This window comes from Alishewanella tabrizica, assembly GCF_014652375.1.
GTDB lineage: Bacteria > Pseudomonadota > Gammaproteobacteria > Enterobacterales > Alteromonadaceae > Alishewanella > Alishewanella tabrizica.
In genome coordinates this window covers 30,817-44,086 of record NZ_BMYR01000013.1, presented here as the reverse complement: position 1 = coordinate 44,086, position 13,270 = coordinate 30,817, and the positions used below count along the sequence as shown (strand labels likewise).

The window sequence follows — 13,270 nt, the reverse complement described above, 5'->3', positions numbered from 1 at the left end:
CTACTTTTGCTTTGGCTGCTTCGGCAGCCATTTTTTATATTTAGGCTTTTAGTAGAAAATGCGTATAACGCCCAAGCGAAGCATAAGGCTCTTGTCGATTATATTGCAGTTCTAACGCTTCTAAATCCGCATAATGGCTTTGTTGCTGACTACGATCGCGTAAGTAATCATGAAAACAGCGCACACCAGTTTTTCCGAGTAACGTAAATCCAGCTTGCTGACACCAGGATAATACCTCGGCCGGCACAAGCGGATGTTGCGGGTTTAATCTTACCGGCTTTTTTGCCCGTAAATCGGCTTTCACATAATCAAAATTGCCATAAATAATATTACTTAAGCGATGGGCATCTTTGTTGTAAAACATCAGAGATAACACACCGCCCGGCGCAACCCATTGCTGTAACTGGCTAATGGCTACTGCCGGCTCTGCCAACCATTCCAGCACTGCATGACACAATACAATTGGATACTGCTTATCAACAAGGTGCTCAGCGAGGTGCTGTAACGGGCTATGTACCACGGTTAACTGTGATGACAATCCCTGTGCCGCGGCTTGCACTTTAGCATGCTCTAGCATTTCGTTTGAAATATCGGTAAGCAACACCTGATGCCCGAGCGCCGCCAACTTCAACGCTAATTGCCCTTGACCACCGCCCACATCTAACACCTTACAAGGGTGCGCTAACTGGGGTAATTCCAACAAATCCCGCATCAGTACCGCCTGCCGGATCTGCCCTTTGGTGGTGTTGTAAATATTCTGAGAAAAACGGTTAGCCAAATTATCAAAATTACGATCGGTTAAACCATCACGCATAGCGCTCTCTGCTTAATAAGCTAATTGATAAAAAAGGAAAGATCCCTCGGTGTACTATCACGCTACCCCAGTAAAGGCTGGGATTAGGCCGGATTATCAATGTCGACAAAGTGAACCTTAAGGCCTAGTTCAGTGGCTAAATACTCGCCTAAGGCTTTAACACCATAACGTTCTGTTGCATGATGCCCTGCCGCAATAAAATGAATACCCAATTCGCGTGCAATATGAATCGTTTGTTCGGACACTTCACCCGTTACAAATAATTGCGCCCCTGCGGCAGCAGCCTGTTCGATATACCCCTGCCCACCCCCAGTGCACCAGGCAATAGTCTGCACCAGCCCTATACCCGCATCTTCAACCAGCACATCACGCCCCAAGGTGTCGCGTAAGTGCTGGGCAAGCACCGCTAACGGTGTAGCAACCGCTAACGTACCCTGTTGCAGGACACCTAATGGCTCGGCCGTCAGTACCGGTTTAGATTGCGATATTCCTAAAATAGCACCTAGCTGCGCATTATTGCCAAGTTCCGCATGTACATCTAACGGTAAATGATAGGCCAATAAATTAATATCATGCTGCAATAACAGTGCTAATCGACGCTTTTTCATGCCTACCACCGGCATCGCTTCGTTTTTCCAAAAATAACCATGATGCACTAAGACCGCATCGGCATGCAGCGCAACCGCTTGGGCTAATAACGCATGGCTGGCAGTGACGCCCGTGACAATGGTGCGGATCTCGGCCTTACCTTCTACCTGTAACCCATTAGGACAATAATCTTTAATCCGAGCACTATTAAGCGTTTCATCAATAAAGTTAACAAGTTGCTGGCGTTCAATCATGATTATTCCTATTTTTTGCTGCAATCCACTGCCCCATATAGCGGGTGCTGCGATAAGCATGCGATTGTAACATTTGCCCGGTAAAATTGCTGTGCCGCCGAATATTACGCTCGGCCGGAGACTCATCCAATAAGCGCTGTAATAGCTGCCAGACTCGCTGAGCTTGCTGTTCGCTAAACCGCTCAGTGAGAATACGATACCCCCGTTGCTGGGCACTTAACCACGCCTCTTCATCCTGGTATAAAGCACAGGCTGCAGTGGCAAACGGCAATGCGCTATCCGCAATACCCCCAGACCAAGCGCACTGCGCGTTGTCACTTGACATACCTTCAGCCCCGACACTGGTTGTCATGCTGGGTGTACCGCATTGCATTGCTTCAAGCAGCTTGCCTTTTAAGCCCGCACCAAACTGCAAAGGCGCCAAACACACTCTGGCTTGCTGCATCACGGCCACCGCATCTGATGCCCATCCTTTGACCAAAAAGCCTTCTCGGACATTGTTAAGCGCGGTAGCTTTGGGCGGCGGATAAGCGCCATAGATATGCAGCTCTGCCTTAGGTAATTGTTGACGAATTAACGGCCATATTTGCTGTTTCAGCCACAACACCGCTTGCCAATTAGGCGCATGACGAAAATTACCAATACTCATAAAATGTGCCCGTGCCGCAAAGTCTGGAACCTCGGCATAGGGACCACTTTGCCAAAAGGGGCAATAACAGAGTAACGCCTCGGGGATATGATAATGTTGTTGTAACAGCTGCATTTCATAACTGGAGATCACCAAGGTCAGATCGCAGCGATAAATCGACGCCACTTCGCGAAAGGCCAAATCATTATTTAACCGTTCAGCCGCCACCACGTTCGCAACACAGGTATTATCGGCTTTTACTGTTTCATGGCGGGCATGGCGTAACGCATGCATATCTTCCATATCCAGAATACGCAGCGCCGCTGGGCACGCTTCTGCCACGCGCCAGCCAAACTGCTCCTCCAACATAAAGCGATCGAACAGTACGGCGTGTGGTGACAATGCCTGTAACCAAGGCTGAAAACTGTCACAATTTAATACGATGCTCTGCTCTACCACCCCGATACTCGGTAAATCAAAGCGATGCGGGCTTTTTTCTGCCGCGCTGGCAAACACCACCTGATAACCTTGCATCTGAAATAATCGAATTAAACTGAGCATACGGCTTCCCGCCGCTGAAGACGCAGGCTCAGGCCACACATACCCTATCACAACCACTGTCGGCATCACGTGCTCGCTTATAAAATCATCCTTAAGGCAAAGGATACTCAAAACGCTATTTTAGCGTTTTAATGACGAAAAAGCAGGAACTTGCGTACACAATTACACACAAAAAAAACTCTCTAGATTGATCGTAATCAGTGTGATAAAAGTAAGTTAAGAGTGATAATTATTTATTAAACATAATGCTTACTGTTAAAGCGGTTCGCGCCAATGCGAACGACATATTTTAGAGGTTGGTTTATGCTCACTATTCGCACGCCATTCGCCCTTACCCTGATTGCTTCGTTGCTGTTAAGTGGTGCGGTTTCTGCACAACAAAACGCACCAACCGCTCCGCAAGGATTTTTGTACGGTGTGGGGGTCGGGATTAATCAAGAAATTTATCAAGGGTACAAACGTCGGGTTATTCCACTGCCATTAATCGGTTATCGCGGCGAAAAGCTCTCTGTGTATGGGCCTTTTGTCACCTATGAACTCGCTAAATGGACTGATACGGTGCTTGGAGACATACGTATTAATGCCAAGCTAGCGCCCCGTTTTGCGGGTTTTGATGATAGTGATAGCGATGTTTTTGCTGGGATGGCTAAACGTAAAAACTCACTTGATGCAGGCGTAAGTATTCAATTTCAACGCGATCAATGGACGCTTGAGGCTGAAACACTTGCCGATGCGCTTAATAATTCAAATGGGCAAGAATCTAAACTAAAACTGTCTTACACCCTCCGCTCTGGTCCGTTGCAGATCAGTCCAGAAGCGGGCATTAGTTATGCCACCAGCAATCTCGTTGATTATTATTATGGTGTTCGCCAAAACGAAGTCACGGCTAATCGTGCATTTTATGAGGCAGGATCAGCGTTTAATTATCATCTAGGGCTCGCGTTTAGTACCCCAATCTTTTTTGGCGGGATGACGCGGTTAGGGGTAGAGCATCATTGGTACGACAAGAGTATTAGTGATAGCCCATTAACGGATCGTGATACGGGTGTGTCGGCTTTTTTGGCCTGGTCGCGGTTTTTTTAAATACGGATTTTATGCAGATACCGTCGTTTAAATACCAATAAGGCTCGCTGCGATTTTGAGCGGTCAGGCGTCTGTATGAAGAGGATTAGGGGTGACAATAACTGCGCGAGGTATCCCCCCTTAATATCGTTGATCACTCTACTACAGCGGGCAATACATACCAATACACTGCTAAAAAATGTAAAACACTGCCGCCAAGAACAAATATATGCCAAATAAGATGGTGCATATACAGGCTTTTCCATACATAAAAGATGACACCGAATGAGTAGCTTAGTCCCCCAGCTAAGAGTAACCATAATGCACCGGGCGCTAACTGCTCTAACATCGGTTTAATCGCGACCACCACTATCCAACCTAAGCCTAAATATAAGCCTAACGATAATTTTTTGTATTTCATTCCACTTAAACATTCCAACAATACGCCTGCAATAGCAATTACCCAAACGACTGTAAATAGCGCTAAGCCCCAATGCCCACGTAAACTTACCAGTGTAAAAGGGCTGTATGTACCCGCAATAAGGATAAAAATAGCGGCGTGATCTAATTGCCTAAGCCGAAATTTAAGCTGTGGATTCTGAAAAAAATGGTAGAGGCTCGAACTGCTATATAACAAGATAAGCGAAAAACCATATAACAGCGCCGCCGTTTGCTGCCAACCGTCCCCCTTTAGGGTGTGACTAAACAGCAGATAACTTCCTATTATGGCCAAGATCGCGCCAATGCCATGGCTGACACTGTGTAAATGCTCTTCTAAACGGCTGTAATGACTCATAATGGCTTACTAAAAACGGCTTGGCCACTGATCTTACCAGCTTTCACTCAACAACATACTCATACTGGTAAAAATTAATCACTGTGCGGCTTTATTTACAGCAAAACGCCCGCATATCCTTGCATTAGGCTTTCGCTTTAATCGGGCTTTCCGTAGAATCTGCCCTATACCATTGGTTTAATACTTGCGGTAACGCTATTTATTGCAAATACCGCGATGCCTACTTAGCAGGCAGCTAAACTAACTTATTTTTTGCCTTTTAACTTTGGAGTACTCTGATGTCAGAGATCAAACACAGCAAACTGCTTATTCTGGGCTCTGGCCCCGCGGGTTATACCGCCGCCGTGTATGCGGCGCGCGCTAACTTGGCTCCGGTTCTCTTAACGGGTATGCAACAGGGTGGGCAATTAACCACCACCACTGAAGTTGAGAATTGGCCTGGTGACGCACACGGCTTAACCGGTCCGGGCTTAATGGAGCGGATGCAAGCACACGCTGAAGCCTTCAACACCGAAATCGTGTTTGATCATATTCATACGGTAAATTTACAGCAACGCCCTTTCATCTTAACCGGCGACAATGGTCAATATAGCTGCGATGCCTTAATTATTGCCACTGGCGCGTCAGCGAAGTACTTAGGCTTACCTTCGGAACAAGCTTATAGTGGTCGCGGTGTATCAGCCTGTGCCACCTGTGATGGCTTTTTTTATCGCAATCAAAAAGTGGCCGTGATTGGTGGTGGTAACACTGCCGTTGAAGAAGCACTGTATTTATCGAATATTGCCGCAGAAGTGCATTTAGTGCATCGTCGCGATACCTTTAAAGCCGAGAAGATCTTAATTGATCGTTTAATGGCCAAAGTAGCCAGTGGTAACATTATTTTACACACTCATCGCGAATTAGAAGAAGTGTTAGGCGATGATATGGGCGTTACAGGTGTCCGCTTAAAATCGACTCAAGGCGCACCTGCTGAAGATGTGGCGTTACAAGGCGTGTTTATCGCGATTGGTCACAAACCTAACACCGATATTTTTGCCGGCCAGTTAGAGATGAATGGCGGTTACTTAAAAGTACAAAGCGGTACTGAAGGTAATGCCACTCAAACCAGTATTGCTGGTGTTTTCGCCGCAGGCGATGTTGCTGATCATATTTATCGCCAAGCCATTACCTCTGCCGGTTCAGGGTGTATGGCGGCATTAGATGCTGAACGTTACCTAGATGCCTTGAGTAAATAATCGCAGCAATGCCTATTTACTTACCCGAGCTGCTCGTTGAGCAGCTCAGTTTTCCTCCAGTAAGCCGCGCTTTAGCAGAACCTGATGGTTTACTGGCTATGGGCGGTGACTTATCTCCTGAACGATTAACACTCGCTTACCAATCTGGTATTTTCCCGTGGTTTTCTGAGGGCGATCCCCTCTTATGGTGGAGCCCATCAATCCGCGCAGTGTTTCCGCCCGATACGCTCTTGTTAAATAGAACCTTACGTAAACAATGGCAAAAAGGCGAGTACCGGATCACGCTTAATCAACGGTTTGCCGAAGTCATGCAGCATTGTGCCGCCCCCAGACCCAGCCAAGCGCAAACCTGGATTTTACCTCCGATGCAACAGGCCTATTTAACCTTGCACCAGTTAGGTGTAGCGCATAGCATTGAAATTTGGCAGCATGATACCGTTGTCGCCGGGTTATATGGCGTGCAACTTGGACAATTGTTTTGTGGGGAATCGATGTTCAATCGAATTGATAACGGTGCTAAGTTTGCCTTAATTGCGTTGCAACAGCATTTACAACAGTATGCGGAAGGCTGGATAGATTGCCAATTACCAAATCGATTTTTGTTACAACTCGGTGCCACCCCGCTACCCCGATCTGATTATCTCACGTTATTAAAGCGCTTGCAGACACAACCCGCACCCAACGGGCACTGGTCACCAAAAACACTGTTGTTACAACCCGCGCGGACGCCGCTCTAATGTCCAGCACACCGCTGCAATTTGGGTTAACTCCGCCTGCAACCTGTAGCTATTTACCTACGGCACAAGAGCAGCTAGCCGTATTAATGTCACCTATCCCACACGATCATCAGCTTTATGAGCAATTGGTCGCACACAATTTTCGACGCAGTGGCAACCAATTATATCGACCGCATTGTGCGCAATGCCAAGCCTGTCAATCGTTACGCATTCCGGTAAATACCTTTGAGCCCTCTCGCGCACAGCGGCGGATCTTGGCTAAAGCCGAACGGGCTAACTGGCATTATCGTCTACAGGACAACAACCTTACACCCGAAGCGTATCAGTCACTCTTTGCCCTATTTGAGCGTTATATTGCCTTTAAGCATGCCGATGGCAGTATGTACCCCGCCACTCCTGAACAGCTTGATTCACTGCTGAGCTCTCAATGGCAACCCATAAAACTGCTTACCGTGTATCAACAACAGCAATTAATGGCGGTAAGCATTATTGACGCCTTAACCAACAGTTACTCAGCGGTGTACAGTTTTTTTGCACCTGAAGCGGTGGCATTTTCACCAGGTAAACTGGCGGTACTGTATTTACTGGCCGAGGCAAAAGCATCTGCAAGGCAATTTGTTTACCTCGGTTACCAGGTCGATGGCTGTCGAAAAATGGCCTACAAAACCGAATTTCGGCCGCATCAGCGTTTTTTTGATGGATATTGGCACTCATTTGCTTAAAAAAGCGCTTGCTGCTTTACTTATTGGCCGTATTTCGGCACAATCTGCGCTGTTTTTCCGAAGGCACCCAATTTTATAGAGGCGAGTACGCTGAATGGCGAAAGAAGATGTAATTGAAATGCAAGGTACCATTTTGGATACCCTGCCAAATACGATGTTCAAAGTTGAACTTGAGAATGGTCACGTAGTGATCGCGCACATTTCTGGCAAAATGCGTAAAAACTATATCCGCATTTTAACGGGCGACAAAGTCACTGTTGAACTGACACCTTACGATTTGACTAAAGGTCGTATCGTATTCCGCCAGCGTTAAGTCTACACCGTTAGCGTGGTTTACTGCGCTAACAGATAAACCCGGCCATAGCCGGGTTTTTGCGTTTATCTTGCCTACTCTTTAACACAAATACGTATTAGTTAACTTACGCATTAGCTAACGCCTTAGCCGATTGATATTCAAAGTGTAATAGCTGATCTTTAAGGCTAACTTTGACTTCCCCACCGGCCATTAAGGCACCAAACAATATTTCATTGGCGAGTGGCTTTTTCAAATGCTCTTGGATCACACGCGCCATTGGCCGCGCACCCATTGCATGATCATAGCCTTTCTCTGCGAGCCATTGTCTGGCATCGGCCGTCAACTCCAGTGAGACTTGCTTCTTATCCAATTGCACTTGTAAATCACAAATAAACTTGTCAACAATTTGCAGAATAATGTCCTGATCTAAATGTTTAAACCAAATAATCCCATCTAGGCGGTTACGAAACTCCGGACTAAAGGTTTTATTAATTTCGGCTAGCGCATCATGGCTATGATCCTGTTGCTTAAAGCCAATTGATTTACGAATGGTTTCCTGCACACCGGCATTGGTTGTCATCACCAAAACCACATTTCTAAAATCGATCTTGCGGCCATTGTTATCCGTTAACGTGCCGTGATCCATAACCTGCAATAAAATATTGTAGATATCAGAATGCGCCTTCTCAATTTCGTCGAGCAATACAACCGAATAAGGATGTTTTGAGACGGCATCGGTTAACATGCCGCCTTGTTCAAAACCAACATACCCTGGCGGCGCACCAATCAAACGGCTAACCGCATGACGCTCCATATACTCGGACATATCAAAACGCAGTAATTCAACGCCCATCACTTTAGCCAATTGCTTGGTCACTTCGGTTTTGCCTACCCCCGTGGGACCTGCAAATAGGAAATTACCGATGGGTTTTTCTTCATTGCCTAAACCTGAACGCGACAATCTTATCGCAGAGGTTAACACATCAATCGGCTCATTTTGGCCAAATACCACCAGCTTAAGATTACGATCTAAATTGGCTAACACATCTTTATCAGAAGCCGACACGGATTTTTCAGGGATCCGCGCCATCCGCGCAATCACTTGTTCAATTTCCGGTACATTAATGGTTTTTTTGCGTTTAGATAAGGGTAATAACCGCTGTGATGCCCCCGCTTCGTCAATTACATCAATGGCTTTATCGGGCAAATGCCGCTCGTTGATATATTTTGCTGACAATTCCGCGGCAGCACGAAGGGCTTTTTGGGTGTATTTCACATTATGGTGCTGCTCATAGCGTTCTTTTAGCCCCAATAAAATACGTGTAGTATCTTCAACGCTAGGTTCTAACACATCAATTTTCTGAAAGCGGCGCACCAAGGCGGTATCTTTTTCAAAAATAGATTTAAACTCTTGGTAAGTGGTTGATCCCATACACCGTAAGCGACCACTTGATAACAGCGGTTTAATTAAATTAGACGCATCCATCACCCCACCCGATGCCGCTCCCGCGCCAATCACGGTGTGAATTTCATCAATAAATAAGATGGCGTTTTTTTCGTTTTCAACTTCTTTTAAAAGTGACTTTAAGCGCTTTTCAAAATCACCACGATATTTCGTGCCCGCGAGCAAGGCGCCCATATCTAGCGAATAAATAGTCGCATCCGCAATCACTTCAGGCACTTGTTGCTGCACGATACGCCATGCTAAGCCTTCCGCTATTGCCGTTTTACCAACGCCAGCTTCCCCGACTAATAACGGATTATTCTTTTTACGACGACACAATACTTGAACCGCTCGCTCAACTTCGGCATCACGACCAATCAGAGGATCGATTTGGCCATTTTTTGCAAGCACATTTAAATTAGCCGTAAAGGTTTCTAAATAGCGATGTTCTTCCTGACCACCTTCCGAACTTTCTTCCTGTGACGGTTCATCGTGTTGCTCTGATTTTTCAGTTTTGGTAATACCGTGCGAAATATAATTCACCACATCTAAGCGGGTAATATCGACTTTTTTGAGTAAATAGACGGCTTGGGACTCTTGTTCAGAGAAAATGGCTACCAGCACATTTGCGCCATTCACTTCGGCTTTGCCTGATGATTGCACATGAAATACGGCACGTTGCAACACACGCTGAAAACCCAATGTAGGCTGAGTATCACGCTCTACATCGCCTTCCGGCAACACAGGCGTGGTGGAGTCGATAAAACTACTGAGCTCTTGGCGCAGCTTATCAATGTTCGCGCCACACGATTTTAACGCTGCACTGGCAGCAGGATTATCTAACAAGGCTAACAGCAGGTGCTCTACGGTCATAAACTCATGCCGACGGTCACGCGCAAATCTGAATGCCATATTCAGAGTTAACTCAAGATCTTTATTTAACATATACTACTCCTAATCCACCTGAGTTAGTTACTACCCCAACAGTCGTTGGTTTTTGTTGGCTTGCTTAAGCGCGCTCCATTGTACAAAGCAGAGGATGCTGATGCTCTTTCGCATACTGGCTTACCTGCTGTACCTTGGTTTCAGCAATTTCTGCTGTATAAACGCCACACACTGCGCTTCCTTCATAATGTACTTTTAACATTATTTCAGTTGCCCGTTCATATTGCATATTAAAAAACCGCGCTAACACGTCGATTACAAAATCCATTGGCGTGAAATCGTCATTATGCAAAATCACCTTATACATGGGCGGCGGCGCCAAGCGCTGCCGCGTCAGTTCTGCAAGATCATCATTATGTACGTTTGGATTGTTAAAACCGCTCATATATCAACTATAGCCATGCATGCGCCATCCAGCAAAGGCGCTTTAATTAAAATTTAATAAAGTATTCAGCTTAATTTCAGCAAACACCTTGACTGTCTGTACAAATTATCTACATTAGATAGTGGAGTATGCAACTCCCATGAGTGTACATCACTAGCATACAGAATATAGCTAACTTAGAGAAGGAAGTAAGTAGTATGGCTACCGGTAAAGTAAAATGGTTCAATAATGCAAAAGGATTTGGGTTTATCCGGGAAGATGGTCGCGATGAAGATATCTTCGCCCATTATTCAACCATCAGCATGGACGGCTACCGCACGCTTAAGGCAGGTCAGGATGTGGTTTTTGATTTGTCAGAAGGCCCAAAAGGCTTACACGCGGTGAATATTAAACTGCCTGGTGAAGAATAAGACACCACGCTGCACATACTTAAGCGGCATTTAGCTTAAAAAATAAGGCGCTAACATTTCATTAGCGCCTTATTGTTTTAAATGGTCTGTGCCAAGAGTAAACATGACACAGGCGCTATAACGATTGCTATAACGATTGCTAAAACGATTATAGCGCAGCTAAGGCTGCATTTAATGTCGAACTTGGACGCATCGCAGCAGCCGCTTTAGTCTGATCTGGACGGAAGTAACCGCCGATATCAACCGCCTTACCTTGCACGCCATTTAACTCAGCCAGAATTTGCTGTTCATTAGCATGTAAGGTATCCGCTAGCTTGGCAAAACGTGCTGCTAAAGCGGCATCGTTCGTTTGTTTAGCCATCGCATCAGCCCAGTACATCGCCAAATAGAAATGGCTACCACGGTTATCCAGCTCACCCGCTTTACGGCGTGGTGACTTGTCGTTATCTAGGAACAAGGCGGTAGCGTGATCCAGCGTATCAGCCAGAATCTGTGCAACCTTATTATCAGCAACTTGTGCCAAATGCTCTAACGAGGCCGCTAGCGCTAAAAACTCACCTAACGAATCCCAACGCAGGTGGTTTTCATCCACAAATTGCTCAACGTGCTTCGGTGCTGAACCGCCCGCACCGGTTTCGAACAAGCCGCCACCGTTCATTAACGGTACTATAGATAGCATCTTGGCACTGGTGCCCAATTCTAAAATTGGGAATAAATCCGTTAAATAATCACGCAGCACGTTACCGGTAACCGAAATGGTATCTAAACCTTGCTTCATGCGCGCCAGACTGTGACGGGTTGCTTCAACCGGTGACATAATCTGAATATCTAAACCTTGGGTATCATGCTCTTTTAAGTAAGCGTTAACTTTCTTAATGATCTGCGCATCATGCGCGCGCGCGCTGTCTAACCAAAAAACAGCAGGTGTATTGCTCAAACGTGAACGATTTACCGCTAATTTCACCCAATCACGGATTGGCGCGTCTTTTACCTGGCACATCCGCCAAATATCACCCGCTTCTACCACATGGCTAAATACGGTTTCACCCTTACTGTTGGTAACCACTACAGTACCTGCAGCAGCCATTTCAAAGGTCTTGTCGTGTGAGCCGTATTCTTCCGCTTTTTGTGCCATCAGGCCTACGTTCGGCACTGAGCCCATAGTACGCGGATCAAAGGCGCCATTTTTACGGCAGAACTCGATTGTTTCCTGATAAACACCTGCGTAGCAGCGATCGGGGATCACGGCTTTGGTATCTTGCAGCTGACCATCTGGGCCCCACATCTGGCCAGAACTTCTGATCATCGCTGGCATAGACGCATCGATAATGACATCACTGGGTACGTGCAGGTTAGTAATACCTTTGTCAGAGTTAACCATCGCCATCGCCGGCTTAGTGGCATACAGTGCATTAATATCAGCGATGATGGCATCTTGCTCGGCTTGTGGTAGGTTTTTCAGCTTAGCGTAGAGATCACCAAAACCATTATTTACATCCACACCCAGTTTCGCAATCGTCGCCGCGTGCTTAGCAAAAATCTCTTGGTAAAACACCTTAACCGCATGACCAAACATGATTGGATCAGACACCTTCATCATGGTGGCTTTTAAGTGCAGTGAAAACAACACACCCTGCGCTTTGGCATCGGCAATTTGTTCGGCATAAAACGCCCGTAACGCGCTGGCACTCATAAAGGTGGCATCAACGACTTCGCCAGCCAATACCGCAACCTTCTCTTTTAATACCTGCACACTGCCATCAGCTTTGTGTAAGCTAATGTTCAGTACATCGTCAGCCGCCATAGTGGCAGATTGCTCAGAACCATAAAAATCGCCGGCGCTCATATGCGCAACGTGCGATTTTGAACTGCTGCTCCAGGCACCCATACTGTGCGGGTTTTTACGAGCATATTGCTTAACGGAAGCCGGTGCCCGACGATCTGAGTTACCTTCACGTAAAACTGGGTTTACCGCTGAACCTTTTATTTTGTCATAACGGGTTTTAATATCACGTTCTTGGTCTGTTTTGGGCTCTTCGGGATACGTTGGCAACGCATAGCCTTGGGCTTGTAATTCTTTAATGGCTGCAATTAATTGCGGCACTGAAGCACTGATGTTGGGTAATTTAATAATATTAGCGTCAGGCTGTTTTGCCAATTCACCCAATTCTGCCAGATCATCATTAATGCGCTGTTCAGCCGTTAAAAATTCTGGAAAGCTGGCAATAATGCGGCCTGATAACGATATATCGCGTGTTTCAACGGCTACACCCGCCGCGGCAGAAAAGGCCTCGATAATAGGCAGGAGCGATTGAGTGGCCAGTGCTGGCGCCTCATCCGTGATGGTGTAAATAATTTTTGCACTTTCTTTCGACATGTTAGTTCCTGTATTGT

The 13,270-nt window shown here is 46.2% G+C and carries 13 protein-coding genes; 6 read left to right on the top strand and 7 right to left on the bottom strand.

The window, feature by feature from the left end:
- Positions 1-40 precede the first annotated feature (40 nt).
- The 3 genes from IE070_RS14600 to IE070_RS14590 form a co-directional block, all read right to left on the bottom strand.
- Positions 41-814: a methyltransferase domain-containing protein gene (locus tag IE070_RS14600; protein ID WP_189483935.1), complete on the bottom strand. Its 774-nt coding sequence runs from the start codon at positions 812-814 to the stop codon at positions 41-43.
- An 83-nt stretch (positions 815-897) separates the two neighbouring features.
- The gene (locus IE070_RS14595) at positions 898-1,656 is read right to left on the bottom strand and encodes a Nif3-like dinuclear metal center hexameric protein (RefSeq protein ID WP_189483934.1); all 759 of its coding nucleotides are present in this window, start codon (positions 1,654-1,656) and stop codon (positions 898-900) included.
- Positions 1,649-2,911, bottom strand: a complete 1,263-nt coding sequence (locus tag IE070_RS14590) for a glycosyltransferase (RefSeq protein ID WP_189483933.1) — start codon at positions 2,909-2,911, stop codon at positions 1,649-1,651. Before IE070_RS14590 ends, IE070_RS14595 begins: the two co-directional genes overlap by 8 nt.
- Before the next feature lie 237 nt (positions 2,912-3,148).
- On the opposite strand from IE070_RS14590, the gene IE070_RS14585 reads away from it, so the two are divergent.
- A complete protein-coding gene (locus IE070_RS14585; protein WP_189483932.1) occupies positions 3,149-3,928 on the top strand; it encodes a MipA/OmpV family protein in 780 nt (259 codons plus the stop codon).
- Between the two features lie 133 nt (positions 3,929-4,061).
- On the opposite strand, the gene trhA is transcribed toward IE070_RS14585, so the two are convergent.
- Entirely contained in the window at positions 4,062-4,703 is a 642-nt protein-coding gene (trhA, locus tag IE070_RS14580; RefSeq protein WP_189483931.1) for a PAQR family membrane homeostasis protein TrhA, read from the bottom strand.
- Between the two features lie 278 nt (positions 4,704-4,981).
- Here trhA and trxB point away from each other — a divergent pair, with 278 nt between their 5' ends.
- The 4 genes from trxB to infA all read left to right on the top strand — a co-directional run bounded on the left by trxB (position 4,982) and on the right by infA (position 7,710).
- Positions 4,982-5,938 carry a thioredoxin-disulfide reductase gene (gene trxB / locus IE070_RS14575; RefSeq protein ID WP_189483930.1) on the top strand — a complete coding sequence of 319 codons (957 nt, stop codon included), beginning with the start codon at positions 4,982-4,984 and terminating at the stop codon, positions 5,936-5,938.
- 8 nt (positions 5,939-5,946) lie between these two features.
- Entirely contained in the window at positions 5,947-6,675 is a 729-nt protein-coding gene (gene aat, locus IE070_RS14570) for a leucyl/phenylalanyl-tRNA--protein transferase (protein ID WP_189483929.1), read from the top strand.
- Positions 6,675-7,397, top strand: a complete 723-nt coding sequence (locus tag IE070_RS14565; RefSeq protein WP_189483928.1) for an arginyltransferase — start codon at positions 6,675-6,677, stop codon at positions 7,395-7,397. The genes aat and IE070_RS14565 overlap by 1 nt, the downstream gene beginning before the upstream one ends.
- A gap of 94 nt (positions 7,398-7,491) precedes the next feature.
- Positions 7,492-7,710, top strand: a complete 219-nt coding sequence (gene infA, locus IE070_RS14560) for a translation initiation factor IF-1 (protein ID WP_008610216.1) — start codon at positions 7,492-7,494, stop codon at positions 7,708-7,710.
- A 106-nt stretch (positions 7,711-7,816) separates the two neighbouring features.
- On the opposite strand, the gene clpA is transcribed toward infA, so the two are convergent.
- Positions 7,817-10,081, bottom strand: coding sequence for an ATP-dependent Clp protease ATP-binding subunit ClpA (clpA, locus tag IE070_RS14555; protein ID WP_189483927.1), 2,265 nt, complete (start codon positions 10,079-10,081; stop codon positions 7,817-7,819).
- 64 nt (positions 10,082-10,145) lie between these two features.
- Complete coding sequence (clpS, locus tag IE070_RS14550) at positions 10,146-10,466, bottom strand: ATP-dependent Clp protease adapter ClpS (protein ID WP_189483926.1); 321 nt, start codon at positions 10,464-10,466, stop codon at positions 10,146-10,148.
- A 197-nt stretch (positions 10,467-10,663) separates the two neighbouring features.
- On the opposite strand from clpS, the gene cspD reads away from it, so the two are divergent.
- Positions 10,664-10,876: a cold shock domain-containing protein CspD gene (gene cspD / locus IE070_RS14545; protein ID WP_019676583.1), complete on the top strand. Its 213-nt coding sequence runs from the start codon at positions 10,664-10,666 to the stop codon at positions 10,874-10,876.
- A gap of 148 nt (positions 10,877-11,024) precedes the next feature.
- On the opposite strand, the gene IE070_RS14540 is transcribed toward cspD, so the two are convergent.
- Positions 11,025-13,253, bottom strand: coding sequence for an NADP-dependent isocitrate dehydrogenase (locus tag IE070_RS14540; protein WP_189483925.1), 2,229 nt, complete (start codon positions 13,251-13,253; stop codon positions 11,025-11,027).
- Positions 13,254-13,270: the final 17 nt, after the last annotated feature.

Excerpts from the sequence above, each read along its gene's own strand:
- IE070_RS14600 (WP_189483935.1), bottom strand. The coding sequence starts at position 814 with ATGCGTGATGGTTTAACCGATCGTAATTTTGATAATTTGGCTAACCGT.
- IE070_RS14595 (WP_189483934.1), bottom strand. The coding sequence starts at position 1,656 with ATGATTGAACGCCAGCAACTTGTTAACTTTATTGATGAAACGCTTAAT.
- IE070_RS14590 (WP_189483933.1), bottom strand. The coding sequence starts at position 2,911 with ATGCCGACAGTGGTTGTGATAGGGTATGTGTGGCCTGAGCCTGCGTCT.
- IE070_RS14585 (WP_189483932.1), top strand. The coding sequence starts at position 3,149 with ATGCTCACTATTCGCACGCCATTCGCCCTTACCCTGATTGCTTCGTTG.
- trhA (WP_189483931.1), bottom strand. The coding sequence starts at position 4,703 with ATGAGTCATTACAGCCGTTTAGAAGAGCATTTACACAGTGTCAGCCAT.
- trxB (WP_189483930.1), top strand. The coding sequence starts at position 4,982 with ATGTCAGAGATCAAACACAGCAAACTGCTTATTCTGGGCTCTGGCCCC.
- aat (WP_189483929.1), top strand. The coding sequence starts at position 5,947 with ATGCCTATTTACTTACCCGAGCTGCTCGTTGAGCAGCTCAGTTTTCCT.
- IE070_RS14565 (WP_189483928.1), top strand. The coding sequence starts at position 6,675 with ATGTCCAGCACACCGCTGCAATTTGGGTTAACTCCGCCTGCAACCTGT.
- infA (WP_008610216.1), top strand. The coding sequence starts at position 7,492 with ATGGCGAAAGAAGATGTAATTGAAATGCAAGGTACCATTTTGGATACC.
- clpA (WP_189483927.1), bottom strand. The coding sequence starts at position 10,081 with ATGTTAAATAAAGATCTTGAGTTAACTCTGAATATGGCATTCAGATTT.
- clpS (WP_189483926.1), bottom strand. The coding sequence starts at position 10,466 with ATGAGCGGTTTTAACAATCCAAACGTACATAATGATGATCTTGCAGAA.
- cspD (WP_019676583.1), top strand. The coding sequence starts at position 10,664 with ATGGCTACCGGTAAAGTAAAATGGTTCAATAATGCAAAAGGATTTGGG.
- IE070_RS14540 (WP_189483925.1), bottom strand. The coding sequence starts at position 13,253 with ATGTCGAAAGAAAGTGCAAAAATTATTTACACCATCACGGATGAGGCG.